The organism is Proteus sp. fly-1008, from assembly GCF_040140305.1.
Lineage (GTDB): Bacteria > Pseudomonadota > Gammaproteobacteria > Enterobacterales > Enterobacteriaceae > Proteus > Proteus vulgaris_B.
Map to the genome: position 1 here is coordinate 210,268 of NZ_JBEEWH010000004.1, position 20,401 is coordinate 230,668.

Consider the following 20,401-nt stretch of genomic DNA (forward strand, 5'->3'; position numbering starts at 1 on the left):
ATTATCAGGTTTATCTATACTGTGCGTATCTTCTATTCAATGATAGGAATGATAAGGTCAGCATGGTCACCTTTAGGCCCTTTTATCGTGCTATAATTAACTTTCTGCCCCGCTTTAAGTGTGCGGTAGCCTTCCATTCTAATTGTTGAATAGTGGGCAAAAATATCCTCGCCACCTTTTTCTGGGGTAATAAAACCAAAGCCCTTAGCATTATTGAACCACTTTACTGTACCTGTCTCCATACTTAGCTTCTCTCATATACTTGTATTTATTTGTTTAACATCACTTTCAGTATATTTACTGAGCTGTTCATAAAACATACTCTATTTTATTGTTTCAGTCGTCAAGAGGTGAAAGGGACAGAAAGTGTTCCGATAAGGCGAAATTTTGATGTAGCTAACGCTTTGTTATTTTTTAGATGTAAAAAGAGGGAATAAAAAAGCGTTGATAGGCAGACTTTCCTGTGAGATGGTAAACTAAATGTCATAATTGAAAGTGACGTTTAACAAAACTATGAGTAATACAAAACAATGGGTCAGTTTGATTTTTTAACAGAAACCACGTTAAGGGATGATGTTCATCAGGTAAATGAGCCACCAGCAATGTATAAGGTGATCTTGAATAATGATGATTACACCCCCATGGATTTTGTTGTAGAAGTGCTTACGATGTATTTTTTTCTCAGTGAGGAAAAAGCAACACAAATTATGCTGGACGTTCATCATAAAGGGAAAGGAGTTTGTGGGGTTTATAGTGCGGATATTGCTGAAACAAAAGTGGCACAAGTTAATCTGTATGCAAGAGAAAACGAATACCCACTTTTATGTACTCTTGAACAAGCATGATCCGGTTAGTCTTTTAAGGAGGAGGTGCTTATGCTTAATCACGAATTAGAGCTGAGTCTTAATGTTGCATTCGCGAAAGCCCGTGATAACAGACACGAATTTATGACTGTAGAGCACCTGTTGTTGGCGCTATTAAGTAATAAATCGGCACGCGAAGCATTGGAAGCTTGTAAAGTCGATCTGGCAGTCTTACGCGAAGAACTTGAAGTTTTTATTCGTAAAACAACCCCTATTTTGCCTGAAAATGTAGACAGAGAAACACAACCAACGCTGAGTTTTCAGCGTGTCTTACAGCGTGCTGTTTTTCATGTTCAATCATCAGGTAAAAATGAAGTCTCTGGCGCTAATGTGCTGGTGGCTATTTTTAGTGAACAAGAATCTCACGCAGCTTATTTATTACGTAAGCATGACGTTAGTCGCCTTGATGTCGTGAATTTTATTTCTCATGGTATTTCAAAAGAAGATCAACAAAACGAAGATCTTTCTGACATGAATGATATGAACGCGCAATCTCAGCAAGAGATACCTCAAGGTGACGATCATATGGATAATTTTACAACTAACCTTAATCAGTTAGCGCGGCAAGGTAAAATAGATCCTCTGATTGGGCGTCAAGCTGAATTAGAACGAACCATTCAAGTATTATGTCGTCGTCGCAAAAATAATCCGCTATTAGTGGGGGAATCAGGCGTCGGTAAAACCGCAATTGCAGAAGGGCTTGCATGGCGTATTGAGCAAGATGATGTTCCTGACGTTATGAAAGGCTACACCATTTACTCACTAGATATTGGCTCGCTATTAGCGGGAACTAAATATCGTGGCGATTTCGAAAAACGCTTTAAAGCGTTACTGAAAACCCTTGAAAAAGATGAGAAAAGCATCTTATTTATTGATGAGATCCACACTATTATTGGTGCAGGAGCCGCATCAGGTGGGCAGGTAGACGCGGCAAACTTAATTAAACCGCTGTTATCAGGTGGGCGAATTCGAGTTATAGGCTCTACGACTTATCAAGAATTTAGTAATATTTTTGAAAAAGACAGAGCACTTGCGCGTCGTTTCCAAAAAATTGATGTAACAGAACCTTCACCTGATGAAACCGTTTTAATCATCAAAGGATTGCGTCAGAAATATGAAGCGCACCACGATGTACGTTATACCAATAAAGCGATTCAGGCTGCGGTGGATTTATCTGTTAAATACATTACAGATAGACATCTACCAGATAAAGCCATTGATGTTATTGATGAAGCTGGTGCAAAAACACGTTTAATTGCGCCGAGTAAACGCAAAAAAACGATCAATGTTTCTGATATTGAATCTGTAGTTGCTAAAATCGCACGTATCCCTGAAAAAACAGTTTCTAGTAGCGATAAATCGATACTGAAAAATCTCGATAACCAATTAAAAATGTTGGTATTTGGTCAAGATCCTGCAATTCATGCATTATCTGAAGCCATTAAAATGAGTCGAGCAGGCTTAGGCCAAGATAACAAACCAGTAGGTTCATTCTTATTTGCTGGCCCAACAGGGGTAGGTAAAACAGAAGTTACTGTGCAATTAGCGAAAGCGTTGAATGTTAAATTACTGCGCTTTGATATGTCTGAATATATGGAACGACATACTGTTAGCCGTTTAATTGGTGCGCCTCCTGGTTATGTTGGTTTTGATCAAGGTGGATTATTAACTGATGCAGTAATCAAAAACCCTTATTCTGTTGTGTTGCTTGATGAAATTGAAAAAGCACATCCAGATGTGTTCAATATTCTTCTACAAGTCATGGATAATGGTACATTAACAGACAACAATGGTCGCAAAGCAGATTTCCGTAATGTTATTTTAGTAATGACGACTAATGCGGGTGTGCGTGAAACGCAACGCAAGTCGATTGGATTTACAGAACAAGACAATAGCACCGATGCTATGGCGGAAATTAAAAAAGCGTTCTCACCTGAATTCCGTAACCGTTTAGATAACATTATTTGGTTTAATGCATTATCACCTGAAATTATCTCTATGGTAGTGGATAAATTTATTGTCGAGTTACAAGTACAGCTAGATGATAAAGGGGTATCGTTAGAAGTTAGTCAAGAAGCACGTCAATGGTTGTGTGATAAAGGCTATGATAAAGCGATGGGCGCAAGACCTATGGCGCGTGTAATCCAAGAAAATCTGAAAAAACCATTAGCCAACGAGATTTTATTTGGCTCTCTTGTTAATGGCGGTTCAGTTTCTGTCACATTAGATAAACTAGCAGATAAGTTAAACTACGAGTTTGTCAGTCAAGAAAAGCTGGCTAAGAATGAAGATACCGTTATCTAAAAAATAGCAGTTAACTTACTAAGCCATAAACGCATACACCACAGGTGAGCATCAATAAATGCCTTGCCTGTGGTGTTTTTTTCACCCGTTATATAACAATAACGGGAGAGAACAGATTGGGATCAACGGCTACGGAAGATGATACGGCCTTTGCTCAGGTCATATGGGGTCAGCTCAACGGTAACCTTGTCGCCTGTCAGGATACGAATATAGTTTTTACGCATTTTTCCTGAGATATGAGCGGTAACGACGTGTCCGTTTTCTAATTCTACGCGGAACATCGTGTTTGGCAGAGTATCCAGTACAGTGCCTTGCATTTCAATGTTGTCTTCTTTGGCCATCTAATCCTCTAAGTTTTAATAACCATATTTTTTAAACGGCAAGATAATGCCGAAAATATTGTCCTATGTAAAGGAATGTTATCGGATAGCAATGGTGTTCACCTTGCTATTGCACTTAACATCCTTACCGTGACTTGCGTTTTACTGAGCTAAAGCAAAAGTAATAACAGAAGTCGTAATTCTTTATTTTGTGGTATTTATAACAATAAAATAGCAACACACCTTAACCACATAATAGGTGTGTAAGATAAAATTTTTGTATAAACCTTTTTGTATAAATAACAGAATGGCATTCTCAATTCTGTCTTAAATAAGAAGGGCTTTACAAAAACAAGCAGTGATTATAATTCCAACGATTGCTGATACCAACACTTTTTATCAATAATCACTTTTTTCCAGCGAGATAATGCATCTAAATAATGGTCACGCGAGATCTCACTGGCGCCTAACGAGGCAGTATGAGAGTTTAGCACCTGACAATCAAATAGTTGACCCCCATAACGAAGAAAATGGTTATAAAAAGCAATAAAGGCACATTTAGAAGCGTTATCTCTGCGACTAAACATCGATTCACCACAAAAAACCGCACCAATATTGACTCCATATAAGCCACCTACGAGTTCATCGCCTTCCCATACTTCAACAGAATGTGCTTCACCTTGATGATACAGCGCTTCATAACCTTCTTTAATATCAGGGCCTATCCATGTACCTTCATCACGAATAGAACAGGCCTCTATCACTGAAGTAAAGGCGTGATTTAACGTTATTTTATACGGATGATGACGAATAAATTTACGTAAACTACGCCCAATATGCAAATCACCAGCAGGCAAGACAGCTCTTGGATCAGGTGACCACCATAATGGTTCTTCGTAGGGGAAGTACCAAGGGAAGATCCCTGATTGATATGCAACACGTAATCGAGAAGAGGAGATTTCTCCTCCTATCGCTAATAATCCATTAGGCTCTTTTAATGCTAAATGAGGCTCTGGAAAATCCAAATCACTATCGTCTAATTGAAACAACGGCATATTATGCCTCGTGAGCCGGAGTTAATAGTGCCTGTCTCTGGTGGAATTTAGCATAATGTCCTTGTTGTTTTAACAACGAAGCATGAGTGCCTGTTTCAACGATTTTTCCGCCATCCATAACGCAAATTTTATCCATTTTATCTAAACCGTGAAGTCGGTGAGTGATCATTAATACTGCTTTACCCTGACAATGTTGGTGTAAGAGAGCAAGGATCTGCTGTTCTGTGTCGGCGTCAAGGCCCTCTGTTGGCTCATCAAGCAATACAAGAGGTGCATTGTGGAGTAGGGCTCTTGCCAGTCCTAAACGTCGCTGTTCGCCACCTGAGAGCTGTCTACCACCATCGCCCATCCATGCGTTTAAGCCTTCATCATTTTCCAAAAGGTGTCCAAGGCCAACTTGTTGAAGTGCATAGATTAGCTCTTCATCCGTAGCCTCTTCTTTTGCCATAATTAAGTTTTCTCTTAGGGTATGACTAAAGACATGAACACGTTGAGGAACAACAGACATCATTGAACGCAAAGTCGTTTCATCATAATTGGCAATAGATGAATTATTTAAGCGGATCGTGCCGTGAGTTGGATCAAAAGCGCGGTTGATTAATTGTAAGAGTGTTGATTTACCACAACCTGTTTTTCCTAACAATGCAATATGTTGCCCTGCTTCAATAGTTAAATCTACATGATTAATAACTTGCATCGGCTGAGCTGGATAAGTAAAGCACACATTATGTAGGGTAAGTGAAGCACTCTTTTTTCTTTCTTCTCCTTTTTCAGGGAAAGTGACATCTGGTTTTTGCTCAATTAAATGAGAAATACGTGTTGCAGATGTCATCACTTGCCCCAAATGTTGGAAAGCAACCGTAACAGGGGCTAAAGACTCAAATGCTGCCAATGCACAGAATGTGAATAAAGCAATTAGAGCTTCAGGCATAAAGCTATGGTCTATTCCATCTGCTGCTAGCCATAAAATTAAGGTTGCAGTCAGCCCTGAGGCGAGGATCATCAATGATTGCGATAATCCTGTTAAGTTTGCTTGTTGTGCTTGTCGGTGTAACCACTTGGCTTCAAGTTGGGCTAAATTTGCTCTAAAACGAGGTAACGCACCAAAAACAGTTAGTTCTGCTTGCCCTTGTAACATGCTAGTTAGCACAGTGCGATATTGCCCACGTAAATCAGTCAGATCACGGCCGATAGGCTTACCCGCATAATAGAACACAAAAGGTAAAACAATCAGCAAGGTGAGCATAATGCCACCTAATGTATTGGCTAAGCGAGCATCAATTAACCCAAGGCCAAACATAATCATCATAATGACGACAAAAGCGGCAATAATAGGTGATATAACACGAATGTAGAGGTGATCTAATGTTTCAACATCAGCCACTAAGCGGTTAAGTAGCTCACCTTGACGAAAACGTGCAATTCCACCGGGAGAAAGAGGCAAGATCTTTTCAAAGGTGAATACCCGTAAGTGTGATAACACGCGAAATGTTGCATCATGACTAACGAGTCTTTCAAAATAACGGCCCGCAGTACGAAATATCGCTGCACCACGAACACCTGCCGCAGGTAGCATATAGTTAAAGCTATAAATCCCCGCAAAGCCGGCTAGAGAAGTACCTGCTAAAAACCAACCTGATAGTGTTAAAAGGCCAATGCTCGCCAATAAAGTTAAGATAGCAAGAATAATACCTAGCAATAACATAAACCAATGGCGACGATAGAGTGCGAGAAAAGGAAGCAATACTTTCATAATTAAAGTTCCTCTTTACGATGAGCAAGAAGACGAGCAAAAGCCCCTTGTTGCTGGCTTAATGATGCATAAGTGCCCGTTTCAATAATTTGACCTTTTTCCATTACCCAAATCTGATCATAACCTAATGTTTCTTCCAATAAATGGGTAACAAGCAACGTAGTTTGATTTAATGATGCATTATTGAGTGCATGCATCACACGTTGTTCGCTATGAGAATCAAGGCTTGCGGCTGGTTCATCTAGTAATAATAATTGGCAAGGAGATAATAGGGCACGGGCTACGGCAATTCGTTGTGCTTGACCAACAGAAAGACGTGCAGCACTATCGCCAATGACTGTATTTAACCCATCAGGTAAATCGTTAATAAAATCGCTGACATAGGCGTTTTCAATAGCCAGATTAATTTGTTCTGAACTGGCATTTGGAGCGCTTAAACGTACATTATCAAGTAAAGTTTGTTCAGGTAAATTTGGATTTTGTCCCACCCAACTTAAACATTGACGCCATGCTTCAGGTGAAAGCTGAGTTAATTCAATACCATTAACTTTTAATGAACCGCGATAAGGTAAGAAACCTAAAAGAGCGTTTAATAATGAGCTTTTTCCTGCACCACTTTGGCCTACAATCGCAATACGTTGTTGAGGATTAATTGTAAAACTTAATGGGCCAGCCAATTTTACGCCTTGATGCGATAAAATCTCTAGTTCATGTGCCGTTATTTCAATACTTTCGTTTGTATTGATACGCTCATTACCTGCTAATTGAGGTTTTTCACCATCAGTCTCTAAAAACTCAACCAGAGACTCCGCTGCGCCCACTGCTTGCGCTTTTGCATGATAATAAGTGCCTAAATCTCGTAAAGGTTGAAAAAATTCAGGAGCAAGGATCAGCGCTAAGAAACCTGAAAAGAGGGTAACACCCAAACCATAACTGCCAAAATTAAGTTCACCTAAATAAGAAAAACCGAAATAAACAGCAACAACAGCAATAGAAACAGCTGTAAAAAACTCCAATACACCAGAAGAAAGGAAAGCCATTCTTAGCACTTCCATCGTACGTTTACGGAAGTCTTCTGTTGCTTCTGTAATTTGTTTGACTTCAGCATTACCACGATTAAATAGCCGTAATGTGTCTAGTCCTCTTAATCTATCGAGGAAATTACCACTTAAACGGCCTAACGCGAGAAAGTTTCTACGGTTTGCATCAGCCGCACCTAAGCCAACCAAAGCCATAAATAGCGGAATAAGCGGAGCAGTAAAAAATAAAATTAGCCCCGCAACCCAGTTAACAGGGAATAGGGTGATAAGGATAAGAATAGGAACAATAGCGGAAAGATACATCTGTGGAAGATAACGTGCATAATAATCTTGCATATCTTCAATTTGTTCTAAGATAATCGTTGCCCAGCTTCCTGCTGGTTTGCCTTTAACCCAAACAGGGCCTAATTCTTCAAGTCTATCAAGGACAATTTTACGAATTTGTTGCCTAACAGCCATACCACAGCGATAACCAACACGCTCCCGTATTGCCATTACTGCTGCACGTAAGATAAAAATACCAATAAGGGTGAGAAAGGTAGGTATATGCGTATCACGGTTAATACTGTCCATGATAAATGCTTGAAGTAAAACAGCTAATAACCATGCTTGAGCAATAATTAATAAACCGCTTACAACACCTAGAATCATTGATAGCCGTAGCCATCGACGGGCTGGAGCACTTTGCTGTTTCAGCCATCGAACCAATTCATTTTGTTTAGTTTTATCCATAAGAAAAGATTCAAATCTGCAGGTGAGATACAAAGTATCAGAAAGGCCAAGGTAAGTAGTTATACTCTTTGGCAACCAGGTTAGTATGTTACATGGTAAAAGGCGCTACTGAAATAGCGCCTTGAAAGGAAGTGATGATTTTAGTTGGATTTTTGTGCGTCTAAGTAACGTTCTGCATCTAAAGCGGCCATACAACCGGTTCCTGCAGAGGTAATTGCTTGACGATAAATGTGATCCATTACGTCACCTGCTGCAAAAACACCTTCAATTGAGGTTTGAGTTGCATTACCTTGTGTGCCTGATTGTACCTTGATGTAACCGTTATCTAATTCCAATTGTCCATCAAAAATAGCGGTATTTGGGCTATGTCCAATGGCAATAAATACACCCATTACATCCAATTCTTCGGTTTTATCGCTCTTAGTATCTTTTAAACGAACTTTGGTCACTCCCATATCGTCGCCAAGAACTTCGTCTAAAGTACGATCAGTATGCAAAATAATATTGCCACTGTTTACTTTGTCCATTAAACGATTAATTAAGATTTTTTCAGAACGGAATGAATCACGGCGGTGTATCAGATGAACTTCGGATGCAATATTGGCTAAATACAGTGCTTCTTCTACTGCAGTATTACCGCCACCAACAACCGCGACTTTTTGGTTACGATAGAAGAAACCGTCACAGGTTGCACAAGCAGAGACACCACGGCCTTTAAAAGATTCTTCTGAAGGTAAGCCGATATAACGTGCAGAAGCACCTGTAGCGATAATTAATGCGTCACAGGTGTATTCTTGTTCATCACCAAATAGGCGGAAAGGACGGTTTTTCAGATCGACTTTATTAATATGGTCAGAGATAATCTCTGTATTAAATTTTTCAGCGTGCTGAAACATGCGATCCATTAAACCTGGGCCTGTTAACCCTTCAGGGTCACCGGGCCAGTTTTCGACTTCTGTTGTTGTTGTCAGCTGACCGCCTTTTTCAACACCCGTAATCAGTACTGGTTCTAAGTTTGCTCTTGCAGCATAAACGGCAGCGGTATAACCCGCAGGGCCTGAACCTAAAATAATAAGTTTGCTATGTTTGATGGTGCTCATGTGTACCTCATCTCTGATTAGGCGTGATGCGAATTGGGGGATTGTAGGAGAAATAAGACGTTAAAAAAAGCCAATGACGAGAAATAGACATAATATTTTAGCTATTTTAGCAATAGTTAATACTAATATAGTTTAATAATTATAGAGTTATATTGGGCTAACATCATCGAATCAACATGAAACATTTTGCTTTACAATTGATGACTATCTTGCGTATATAGAGAATAACATAGCGCCTTGTTCTGATTTTTACTCATTTGCTTTGACAATCCGCTGTACATTTGCGAAAACATGATTGTTAAAGATAATTATCTTCGGATGTTATAGGTACAATTTTTCGACAGACAGGGTGTAAGATAGTTACTTTGCGATATTTGCTAATGAGTATTTAGATAAAATAGATGTTTTATCTGGCATTAAAAGAAAATAGATTGGTAGTTTGCTCTGACCGTTTGATACCGAAGTTTCGACATTGATGCTGAAGGTGTACAGGTATGGGTATAGGAAAATAAAGTAAGAGAAAAAGAGAAAGAGAGTATAGAGATGATTGATAATAAAAAACGTCCGGGTAAAGATCTTGATAGAATAGACCGGAATATTCTAAATGAGCTCCAAAAAGATGGTCGTATTTCAAACGTTGAGTTATCTAAACGTGTTGGTTTATCACCAACACCTTGTTTAGAGCGAGTACGTCGTTTAGAGCGCCAAGGATTTATTTCTGGTTATACTGCGCTGTTAAACCCTCATTACCTCGATGCATCATTACTGGTATTTGTGGAAATCACACTAAACCGTGGCGCGCCAGATGTTTTTGAACAATTTAATATGGCTGTTCAAAAACTTGAAGAAATCCAAGAATGTCATTTAGTTTCTGGTGATTTTGACTATCTGTTGAAAACTCGTGTGCCTGATATGTCTGCTTACCGTAAATTACTGGGTGAAACTCTGTTACGTCTTCCGGGTGTTAATGACACACGTACTTACGTGGTTATGGAAGAAGTTAAACAAAGCAACCGCCTTGTAATCAAAACTCGCTAAGCCAACTTAATAGGTTGGTGCAAAGCAGGAAAAAATTAGGTACACTCCTGTTTATGCATACAGTTTCAACGCTGAGATATCTCAGCGTTGTTCCGTTTTAATTTAACCCTAAGTTAAACCTGGAGAGCCCTCTTTGAGCCAGGAATATACAGAAGACAAAAATATTCGTTTAACAAAGATAAGTAACCGTCGTCGTGTTTGGGAAGCTATTCTCATTTTAATCGGGATTGGTGCTGTCTTTTTGATGGTTTCTTTATTTAGCTTTCATCCCTCTGATCCTAGCTGGTCACAAACCACATGGAATGAACCTATTCAAAACCTAGGTGGCAGTATCGGAGCATGGTTAGCTGATATCCTATTTTCAGCATTTGGCTTACTCGCCTATGCCATTCCTGTTGTGGTTGTTTTTGGTTGTTGGAATTCATTGCGCTACCAAAAAAATCGCGAATATACTGACTTTTTCTCCCTTGCACTTCGCACGATTGGCGCCTTGGCTCTGGTTTTTACCTCTTGTGCATTAGCTGATCTTAATTTTGATGATATTTACAATTTTAGCTCAGGCGGTGTTATTGGCAGCTTATTTAGTAAGGCATTGTTACCTTGGTTTAATGTATTAGGCGCAACACTTGCATTGTTATCTGTTTGGGCTGTTGGTTTTACATTATTTACAGGATGGTCGTGGCTAACTATCACCGAAAAGATTGGTGCTGTTATCCTTGGTACGGTAGGTTTTATTACTAATCGAGGCCAACACGACGCTGAATATGAAGACGAACAAGATGATAACACTCAAGATTTTGTTGATGATGTTACTGAACATTCAAATCAAACAGAAAAACAATCATCAGAACTAACAACAGAAGAGAGTGATGACATCTTATTTTCTGCGCCTTCAGCGCTTGAACTTGCTCGTCAGCAAGATATTGATTCATCGCAGCCTTCTAAAACAGAAGAAGATGACTTGCCTTCATTCAGTGCAACAAATGATACCGACGATCATGTTCAATCATTAGCACCAGCTGCGCCTGTTATCGCCGAGTCTGTTGCAGAAAATACGTCTGAAATAACAGAAGAAGCACCTGAACATTACCGTTTTGATATTCCGGAAGCCTTCCTTAAAAAAGATATTCAGCCAGAAGCCAGTGCTCCTCAACATTCTGTTTATCCAATTCCAGAAGAGAACACATCTTCTGTGAAGCCATTAGTTGAAAATAATTCTATTGCACAACCTGCAGAGAGTTTTATGCCTGTAGGACGAGCTGAACCTACATTTTCACTGGCGCCAGATAGCGATGATACCTTAACACAAGTTGCAACGGTGACTGCTGGAGTCGCAACAAGCGCCTTAGTTAGTCACGGAGCACAAGTTAAACAGGGCTTAGGGCCTGAACTGCCACGACCAAATCCAGTACGTTTGCCTACTCGCCGTGAGCTTTATGGTATTCACATCCCTTCGCAACGTGAAGCAGAGTTACGCCGTCGTGAAGAAGCTGTTCAATCTGAGCCTGAAGATGAGTTAGCTGATATTCAAGACCAAGCGAATTTTGAACAAGAATTACGTCAGCAATTTCTAGAGCAACAGCGTAAACGCTATGGTGACGAAGCTGATGAGGTTATTGAGCAATCCACCTCTCATTATGAGCCGAATATTGAAACGCCACTTTCTTCCTTTGATCATCAACAAGATAATTATCGAGACGAACCTACTGTTACTGCAAATACATTCTCTTCAGCAGAAGATAATAGCCATGATATCGACGAAAACGAGCTTTATGAACAGCAACAACTCGCTGCGCAATTTAAGCAACAATTGCAGGATCGTTATGGTGATGATGTTTCGTTAGATGATGACAATGATGAATTTTTACCTCAAATATCAACATCAGCACCTTCATTACAAGCAACTACGGGTTATCAACCTCATATTCAACATTCGTTTGCCTCACAATCAGCAAAACCAACGCAAACAATGGAGAAAAAAGTAGAGTATCCAACCAGTAATGCGTTTTTACAAATCTCACCTCGTGATGATGACGAGGAAGAGTACACCCCAAAAATTGAGTTAGAAAAAGAACTCTCCGCATTAGAAGCTTTCTCACCTATTGATGATTTATTGGATGAAGAGCCGATAGAGCCGGTATTTACGCCGATTGTTTCTGAACCTGTTACGCCACGTGCTGTATCTCAAACTGCATCGCAATCACGTATTGAACCACAGCCAAATATGGCTCAGCATTTTGCACAGCAACAGCAACAGCAACAGCAACAGCAACAGCAACAGCAACAGCAACAGCAACAGCAAGAATCTTTAATTCACCCATTCTTGATGCGTAATGACAGACCGTTGCAAAAACCAACCACACCAATGCCTTCTCTGGATCTATTAACAACACCGCCAGTAGAAGAAGAACCTGTTGATATGTTTGAGCTTGAGCGTATTGGTAAACTTATTGAAGCGCGTCTTAATGATTACCGTGTTAAAGCCAAGGTGGTTGGTATTTCGCCGGGGCCTGTTATCACGCGATTTGAACTTGAACTTGCGCCGGGTGTAAAAGCCGCTCGTATTTCAAATTTATCACGCGACTTAGCACGTTCATTGTCTGCTATTGCAGTGCGTATTGTTGAGGTTATTCCAGGAAAACCGTATGTAGGATTGGAATTACCTAATAAAAAACGTCAAACCGTATATATGCGTGAGTTGTTAGATAGTGATGCATTTCGTGACAGTCGCTCTCCACTGACAGTTGTCTTAGGTAAAGATATTGGTGGACAACCTGTTGTTGCCAATCTTGCTAAGATGCCACACTTATTGGTGGCTGGTACAACAGGTTCAGGTAAATCTGTCGGTGTGAATGCGATGATTATCAGCATTCTCTATAAAGCGAAACCAGAAGATGTTCGTTTTATTATGATTGACCCTAAAATGCTTGAGTTATCTGTATATGAAGGTATTCCGCATCTTCTGACTGAAGTTGTGACAGATATGAAAGATGCCGCAAGTGCGTTGCGATGGAGCGTGGCGGAAATGGAGCGTCGTTATAAATTAATGTCCGCACTTGGTGTACGTAACCTTGCGGGTTATAACGAAAAAATTAAAGAAGCTGAAGCAATGGGACGCCCAATTCCAGATCCATTCTGGAAACCAACAGATACTATAGCGACAGAAATGCCAACGTTGGAAAAAGAACCTTATATCGTGGTTGTCGTCGATGAATTCGCTGATTTAATGATGACCGCAGGTAAAAAAGTGGAAGAGTTAATTGCTCGCTTAGCGCAAAAAGCACGTGCTGCGGGTATTCACCTTGTACTTGCAACACAAAGACCTTCAGTTGATATTATTACTGGGTTAATTAAAGCCAATATACCTAGCCGTATTGCCTTTACAGTTTCAAGCAAAATCGACTCTCGAACTATTTTAGATCAAGGTGGTGCTGAATCATTATTAGGCATGGGTGATATGCTTTATGCACCGAATGGTTTTGTGCCTGAGCGTGTTCATGGTGCTTTTGTTAGCGATGATGAAGTACATGCTGTTGCAACTGATTGGAAGGCACGAGGTCGCCCACAATATATTGAAGCTATTACTAAGTGTGGTGAAGAAGGCGAAAGTGGTAATGGTGGTGGTTACGATGACGGTGAAGAACTTGATCCATTATTTGACCAAGCAGTAGAATTTGTTGTTGAAAAACAACGAGTTTCTATTTCTGGTGTACAGCGTCAATTTAGAATTGGCTACAACCGTGCTGCAAGAATTGTAGAGCAAATGGAGATGCAAGGTATTGTCAGTACGCCAAATCACAACAATACGCGTGATGTACTTTCACCACCACCGTCTGATATGTAATATCTTGAAAACTCAGTTATCAGCTAATTAGATAGCATGATAACCTGCACAATATCATTAAAATTTATACGCCGACATTATGTCGGCGTAATCTCATGCCGAGGCTTGTAGAATGAAAAAAGTATTATTTGCAGTGTGCGCGATGACATTAATAAGTAGCCAAGCCGCTTGGGCTGATGCGCGCCAAGATCTGCAACAACGATTAAATAAAGTAAATAGTTTTCAAGCTAACTTTAGTCAAACTGTCACTAGTAATGAAGGTGCCCTTATTCAAAAAGGGGAAGGTAATTTAAAAGTACAACGTCCAGATTTGTTTAATTGGCAAATGACTGCGCCTGATGAGAGCACATTGATTTCTGATGGCAAAACATTATGGTTTTATAATCCCTTTGTAGAGCAAGTCACAGCGAGTTGGCTTGAAAGTGCGACAACCAACACTCCGTTTATGTTGATCGCGCGTAACGACAGTAAAGAATGGCAAAATTACGAAATTAAACAAACGGGTGACCGTTTTGAGCTAACACCAAAAGTAGAAAATAACTTAAAACATTTTACGATCACCGTGTTACCTAATGGGCAAATCCAGCAATTTGCTGCCACAGAACAAGATGGTCAGGTGAGTAATTATCAACTCACGGCTCAAACGGTTACGCCAATCGATGCATCCGCATTTCGCTTTACACCTCCTGCGGGTGTGACTGTGGATGACCAACGTCAGTGAGGATATTTTGAGTAATTTATCACTCGATTTTTCACGCAATGAGTTCCAACCTCTGGCTGCAAGAATGCGACCTGAAACATTGGAGCAATATATCGGACAAACGCATTTGCTTGCCGAAGGTAAGCCATTACCTCGTGCTATTAAGGCAGGGCAATTGCATTCCATGATTTTATGGGGGCCACCAGGAACAGGGAAAACAACCCTTGCTGAGATTATTGGTCGCTATGCACAAGCTGATATAGAACGTTTATCTGCGGTAACATCGGGTATTAAAGAAATCAGAGAGTCTATTGAAATTGCGCGCCAAAATCGTAATGCAGGGCGCAGAACAATACTGTTTGTTGATGAAGTACATCGTTTTAATAAAAGCCAGCAAGATGCTTTTTTACCTCATATTGAAGATGGAACTATCACTTTTATTGGCGCAACGACCGAAAATCCTTCTTTTGAACTTAATTCAGCCTTGCTCTCTAGGGCGAGAGTTTATCTATTACGTTCATTGAGTGAAGCTGATATTGAGTTAGTACTTCAACAAGCATTAGATGATACTGAGCGTGGTTTAGGTGGTCGCAATATCATTTTACCTACTGACACCCGTAAAATGATTGCACAATTGGTTAATGGTGATGCACGTCGTTCATTAAATTTACTTGAAATGATGGCAGATATTGCTGAAGTAGATAGCCAAGGAAAACGTACATTGACACCCGCGTTACTCACTGAAATCAGTGGTGAGCGTAGTGCGCGTTTTGATAATAAAGGTGATCGCTTTTACGATCTTATCTCTGCATTGCATAAATCAGTAAGAGGGTCTGCACCTGATGCAGCACTTTATTGGTACGCAAGGATCATAACAGCAGGTGGCGATCCACTTTATGTTGCTCGCCGTTTATTGGCAATCGCATCAGAAGATGTAGGTAATGCCGATCCTCGTGCAATGCAAGTTGCTATTGCTGCATGGGATTGCTTTACGCGTGTAGGGCCTGCTGAAGGTGAACGCGCGATTGCGCAAGCCATTGTGTATTTGTCTTGCGCACCAAAAAGTAATGCGGTTTATACTGCATTTAAAGCAGCTATTGCAGATGCCAAAAGTAAACCTGATTATGATGTGCCTGAACATTTGCGTAATGCACCGACAAAACTCATGAAAGATATGGGGCTTGGTGCTGAGTATCGTTATGCTCATGATGAGCCTAATGCTTATGCGGCTGGAGAGGTTTATTTTCCTAAAGAAATGGCCAATACGCAGTACTATTACCCAGTAAAAAGAGGGTTAGAGATCAAGGTTGCAGAGAAATTAGACTGGCTTTCTCAACAAGATCAAAATAGTGCTACAAAACGCTATCGCAAAATGTAAAGATGCGGTAAGGTTATTAAATTATCATTAATTTCTTAACTATGCCTTGTCTCAGATATCTTTTTATAAGATAGGAGAGAAGGTTTTTATTAATCTATCAATAAGCACAGGATAAGCATGCTCGATCCAAATCTACTGCGTAATGAGCTAGACGCGGTCGCCGAAAAACTGGCTCGCAGGGGGTTCACCCTCGATGTGGAAAAAATCCGTCAACAAGAAGAACGCCGTAAGGTGTTACAAGTTGAAACCGAATCCCTGCAAGCAGAACGTAATTCTCGATCGAAGTCCATCGGTGCGGCAAAAGCGCGTGGTGAAGATATTGAGCCACTTCGTCAGGAAGTTAACCTGTTAGGTGAAAAACTTGAAGCTGCAAAAGCAGAACTTGAAGTTCTTCAAGCAGAAATCCGCGATTACGTTTTAACTATCCCGAATATGCCAGATGATGCTGTGCCAAATGGTAAAGATGATAGCGAAAACGTAGAAGTTTCTCGTTGGGGCACACCAAAGACTTATGATTTCGAATTAAAAGATCATGTGACTTTAGGTGAGTTGACTGATGGTTTAGATTTCGCTTCTGCGGTGAAAATTACTGGTTCACGTTTTGTTGTGATGAAAGGTCAAATTGCACGTTTACATCGTGCTATCACACAATTTATGCTGAATCTGCATACCGAAGAGCACGGCTACCAAGAAATGTATGTTCCTTACTTGGTTAACCACGCAACTCTGTACGGTACAGGTCAGTTACCTAAATTTAGTGAAGACTTATTCCATACTAAACCGTTAGAAGAAGAAGCAGAAAGCCAATACGCGCTTATTCCAACAGCAGAAGTGCCAGTTACCAACATGGTAAGAGACGTTATTCTCGAAGAAGACGATTTACCATTGAAAATGACAGCTCATACGCCATGTTTCCGTTCAGAAGCGGGCTCTTATGGCCGTGATACTCGTGGCCTTATTCGTATGCACCAATTTGATAAAGTTGAGCTGGTTCAAATTGCTCATCCTGAAAAATCAATGGAAGCATTAGAAGAGCTAACAGGTCATGCTGAAAAAGTACTGCAATTACTGAATCTGCCATATCGTAAAGTTGTGCTTTGCACAGGTGATATCGGTTTTGGTTCACGTAAAACTTACGACTTAGAAGTTTGGGTTCCGGCTCAAAATACTTACCGTGAAATTTCTTCATGCTCAAATATGTGGGATTTCCAAGCACGTCGTATGCAAGCGCGTTTCCGTTCTAAAGGTGACAAGAAAACACAACTGGTTCATACATTAAATGGTTCTGGTTTAGCAGTAGGTCGTACCTTAGTCGCAATCATGGAAAATTATCAAATGGCTGATGGTCGTATTGAAATTCCAGAAGTGCTACGTCCTTATATGAATGGTTTAGAATATATCGGTTAATTATTATCTAATTAATTGAATATTAATAATTTAACCCTCTGCTTAGGCAGGGGGTTTTTTATTGATCGTAATAAATATTTATCTCTATGAATTTAATTTATCTTAGAGATTAAAGCTAATGTGTAAAGATATAATCGAGTAAATGTTTTCTAAAAAGATAATTAGGAACCGTTTAATTCTAAGATATGCCATTTTTATTTATCGCATTTTCATTCCCTGCTTGACAATTTCTCTCATTAACATTAATTTGGATTTCTGGATGTTTAGCCGTCTAGATTTCCATTTGATAAGTAGGTTACTTAAAATGATAACACTAAAAAATGTCAGCAAAATTTATCTGCGAGGTAAAAAACAAACTGTTGCTGTTGATGATATTAATCTCAATATTGAACAAGGGGATATCTTTGGCATTATTGGTTATAGTGGCGCAGGGAAAAGTAGTTTGATCCGACTATTAAATCGCTTAGAGCCAGTTACTAAAGGTGAGGTGATTGTAGGTAAATATAATATTACTACGAGTAGTGAGCGCGAGATCCGTAAAATTCGTCACTCGATAGGCATGATTTTTCAACATTTTAATTTATTGTGGTCACGCACAGTTAGAGAAAATATTGAGTTTCCACTTGAAATTTCCGGTTTAGATAAAAAACAACGTTTTCAGCGAGCAAGTGAACTTATGACGTTGGTTGGGCTTGCTGATAAAGCAGATGAATACCCATCAACATTAAGTGGTGGACAAAAGCAACGTGTGGGCATTGCTAGAGCGCTAGCAAACAATCCTGATGTTTTATTATGTGATGAAGCGACATCTGCATTAGATCCAAAAACAACACAAACAATTTTAGCACTGCTTGCTGAAATTAATAAAAAAATGAATATTACGATAGTGTTGATCACACATGAAATGCAAGTTGTAAAAGCAATATGCAATAAAGTTGCAGTTATTGAGCAAGGAAGAATAATAGAACAAGGTGAAGTGCTAAAAATATTTAATCAGCCAAAACATAATGTGACGCAACAATTTTTATCTCAATCAATACAGGTTATAGATAATAATGATGATATTGATGATATAAAACAACAAAGCACAGTAATAAAGCTGTTACTGCAAGAGGGTAAAAAATATGACTATTTACTTTATGATTTAATTTCTAAATTTAATGAGCCTGTTAATTTAATAAAAGGTAGTTTTTCACAAGAGAATGGATTTATTTATCTACAGTTAAATAATAAATCGGATGAAATAATCCAATATCTTGAGAGCAATAATTTTGATATAGCGGTTTTATGATATGGATGAAATACAAATTTTAGTTAATAATTATTTCCCTCATTTAAAACTCAATGTCTTAGGAGAAGAAACATTAAATACTCTATATATGACATTAGTTTCGGGTCTATTATCTTGCTTATTAGGTATATTAATTGGTGTCGCATTATTTTTAACAGCAAAAGAAGGCTATAAAGAGCAGATTTCTATTTATAGAACGCTCTCATTTATTGTAAATATTTTTAGAGCCGTTCCTTTTATTATTTTAATTATCTTATTGTTTCCTTTTACCAAATGGATTGTGGGAACTATATTAGGTGTTAATGCAGCACTACCTGCATTAGTGATTTCTGCAGCTGCTTTTTATGCTCGATTGGTTGAATTAGCACTACGTGAAGTTGATAAAGGCGTAATAGAAGCAAGCCTTTCAATGGGGGCTAATTTACCTACATTAATATTTAAAGTGTTACTGCCTGAATCATCCCCTGCGCTGGTTTCTGGATTAACCGTAACATTAATTTCTTTAGTTGGAGGAACAGCTGTTGCTGGGGCGATTGGTGCCGGTGGATTAGGGAACTTAGCTTATTTAGAAGGATTTCAGCGCAGTCATCTTGATGTGGTTTGGGTTGCTACATTAGTTATTTTATTAATTGTGTTATGTATTCAGCTATTGGGAGATAGCGTTGTAAGAAATATAGATAAACGTTAATCAAAGAATAAACTTAATTAAAAATCAAATTTAAAAATAAGGTTATAACAATGAAATTAACAGTAATAAAAAAACTGGGTTCACTGCTACTTGTTAGCTTAGCTTTATCTGCTTGTAAGCCAACGAATGAAAAGTCAGAAAATAAATTAATTATAGGTGCATCAAGTACACCTCATGCTGAAATCCTAGAGTTTATAAAACCCCAATTAGAAAAAGAAGGGTTAGAGTTAGATATTCGGATCTTTAATGATTATATTATTCCTAACCAAGCATTAGCAGAAAAAGAATTAGATGCGAATTTTTTCCAACATGTGCCTTATTTAAATAAAACCTTAGCAGATCATCCTGATTGGAAATTAGTTTCTGCTGGCGCTGTGCATATGCACCCTTATCGTTTTTTCTCACAAAAATATAAAAGCTTACAGGATTTGCCTAATGGAGCGAAAATGATAAGTAGTAATAATCTGGCACAGCATGGACATATATTAAAATTATTCCAAGACGAAGGAATAATTAAATTACGTGATGGCATCGATCCTGATGATTCTACAATTGACGATATTGTAGAAAATCCTCGTAATATTAAATTCCTATTTACTTATGATGGTCCATTATTACCACAAATTTATAAAAATGGTGAAGCAGATGTCGCTTCTATTGATGGACACTTTGCTATTAATGCGGGGCTAGATTTAACCAAAGAAGTGATTTATACCGAGCCTGCTGCAAACAGTAAGTTTGCTAACGTGGTTGTGATTAGAGAAGAAGATAAAAATGATCCACGTATTGCTAAATTAATGACGCAATTACGAGCTCCAGAGACAAAACAATTTATTCTAGAAACGTTTAAGGGCGAAGCTGTTCCTGTTCCATAATATTATCTGTAGC

The 20,401-nt window shown here is 39.1% G+C and carries 16 protein-coding genes; 10 read left to right on the forward strand and 6 right to left on the reverse strand.

Translation table 11 applies throughout. The features are described 5' to 3' along the window. Window positions 1-32 precede the first annotated feature (32 nt). Window positions 33-242 carry a cold shock domain-containing protein CspD gene (cspD, locus tag ABN256_RS09480; protein ID WP_072062820.1) on the reverse strand — a complete coding sequence of 70 codons (210 nt, stop codon included), beginning with the start codon at window positions 240-242 and terminating at the stop codon, window positions 33-35. Between the two features lie 288 nt (window positions 243-530). Here cspD and clpS point away from each other — a divergent pair, with 288 nt between their 5' ends. Both clpS and clpA read left to right on the forward strand, forming a co-directional pair. Further along, the gene (gene clpS, locus ABN256_RS09485; RefSeq protein ID WP_036938154.1) at window positions 531-845 is read left to right on the forward strand and encodes an ATP-dependent Clp protease adapter ClpS; all 315 of its coding nucleotides are present in this window, start codon (window positions 531-533) and stop codon (window positions 843-845) included. 30 nt (window positions 846-875) lie between these two features. Continuing rightward, window positions 876-3,167, forward strand: coding sequence for an ATP-dependent Clp protease ATP-binding subunit ClpA (gene clpA / locus ABN256_RS09490; RefSeq protein ID WP_196553350.1), 2,292 nt, complete (start codon window positions 876-878; stop codon window positions 3,165-3,167). Window positions 3,168-3,289: 122 nt separating this feature from the next. On the opposite strand, the gene infA is transcribed toward clpA, so the two are convergent. The 5 genes from infA to trxB all read right to left on the reverse strand — a co-directional run bounded on the left by infA (window position 3,290) and on the right by trxB (window position 9,167). Further along, window positions 3,290-3,508 carry a translation initiation factor IF-1 gene (infA, locus tag ABN256_RS09495; RefSeq protein WP_004244560.1) on the reverse strand — a complete coding sequence of 73 codons (219 nt, stop codon included), beginning with the start codon at window positions 3,506-3,508 and terminating at the stop codon, window positions 3,290-3,292. 341 nt (window positions 3,509-3,849) lie between these two features. Beyond that, window positions 3,850-4,542: a leucyl/phenylalanyl-tRNA--protein transferase gene (gene aat, locus ABN256_RS09500; RefSeq protein WP_349439416.1), complete on the reverse strand. Its 693-nt coding sequence runs from the start codon at window positions 4,540-4,542 to the stop codon at window positions 3,850-3,852. Between the two features lies 1 nt (window position 4,543). Further along, the gene (cydC, locus tag ABN256_RS09505; protein ID WP_196553349.1) at window positions 4,544-6,295 is read right to left on the reverse strand and encodes a heme ABC transporter ATP-binding protein/permease CydC; all 1,752 of its coding nucleotides are present in this window, start codon (window positions 6,293-6,295) and stop codon (window positions 4,544-4,546) included. Window positions 6,296-6,297: 2 nt separating this feature from the next. Continuing rightward, a complete protein-coding gene (gene cydD / locus ABN256_RS09510) occupies window positions 6,298-8,067 on the reverse strand; it encodes a heme ABC transporter permease/ATP-binding protein CydD (protein WP_196553348.1) in 1,770 nt (589 codons plus the stop codon). 140 nt (window positions 8,068-8,207) lie between these two features. Continuing rightward, a complete protein-coding gene (gene trxB, locus ABN256_RS09515; RefSeq protein ID WP_036938142.1) occupies window positions 8,208-9,167 on the reverse strand; it encodes a thioredoxin-disulfide reductase in 960 nt (319 codons plus the stop codon). Window positions 9,168-9,710: 543 nt separating this feature from the next. On the opposite strand from trxB, the gene lrp reads away from it, so the two are divergent. The 8 genes from lrp (at window position 9,711) to ABN256_RS09555 (ending at window position 20,388) form a co-directional block, all read left to right on the forward strand. After that, window positions 9,711-10,205, forward strand: coding sequence for a leucine-responsive transcriptional regulator Lrp (gene lrp / locus ABN256_RS09520; protein ID WP_004244566.1), 495 nt, complete (start codon window positions 9,711-9,713; stop codon window positions 10,203-10,205). 133 nt (window positions 10,206-10,338) lie between these two features. Further along, window positions 10,339-14,049 (forward strand): DNA translocase FtsK 4TM domain-containing protein, encoded by a 3,711-nt coding sequence (locus tag ABN256_RS09525; RefSeq protein ID WP_349439417.1) that lies wholly within the window; start codon window positions 10,339-10,341, stop codon window positions 14,047-14,049. Between the two features lie 112 nt (window positions 14,050-14,161). After that, window positions 14,162-14,770, forward strand: a complete 609-nt coding sequence (lolA, locus tag ABN256_RS09530; RefSeq protein ID WP_196553346.1) for an outer membrane lipoprotein periplasmic chaperone LolA — start codon at window positions 14,162-14,164, stop codon at window positions 14,768-14,770. A 7-nt stretch (window positions 14,771-14,777) separates the two neighbouring features. Continuing rightward, window positions 14,778-16,127: a replication-associated recombination protein A gene (locus tag ABN256_RS09535; RefSeq protein ID WP_072069730.1), complete on the forward strand. Its 1,350-nt coding sequence runs from the start codon at window positions 14,778-14,780 to the stop codon at window positions 16,125-16,127. 117 nt (window positions 16,128-16,244) lie between these two features. Then, a complete protein-coding gene (serS, locus tag ABN256_RS09540) occupies window positions 16,245-17,534 on the forward strand; it encodes a serine--tRNA ligase (RefSeq protein ID WP_072069685.1) in 1,290 nt (429 codons plus the stop codon). Window positions 17,535-17,838: 304 nt separating this feature from the next. After that, entirely contained in the window at window positions 17,839-18,825 is a 987-nt protein-coding gene (locus ABN256_RS09545) for a methionine ABC transporter ATP-binding protein (protein ID WP_197269381.1), read from the forward strand. Window position 18,826: 1 nt separating this feature from the next. Continuing rightward, window positions 18,827-19,513 (forward strand): methionine ABC transporter permease, encoded by a 687-nt coding sequence (locus ABN256_RS09550; RefSeq protein WP_349439418.1) that lies wholly within the window; start codon window positions 18,827-18,829, stop codon window positions 19,511-19,513. Between the two features lie 50 nt (window positions 19,514-19,563). Beyond that, on the forward strand, window positions 19,564-20,388 hold the full coding sequence (locus ABN256_RS09555; RefSeq protein WP_082151810.1) for a MetQ/NlpA family ABC transporter substrate-binding protein: 825 nt from the start codon (window positions 19,564-19,566) through the stop codon (window positions 20,386-20,388). Window positions 20,389-20,401 lie beyond the last annotated feature (13 nt).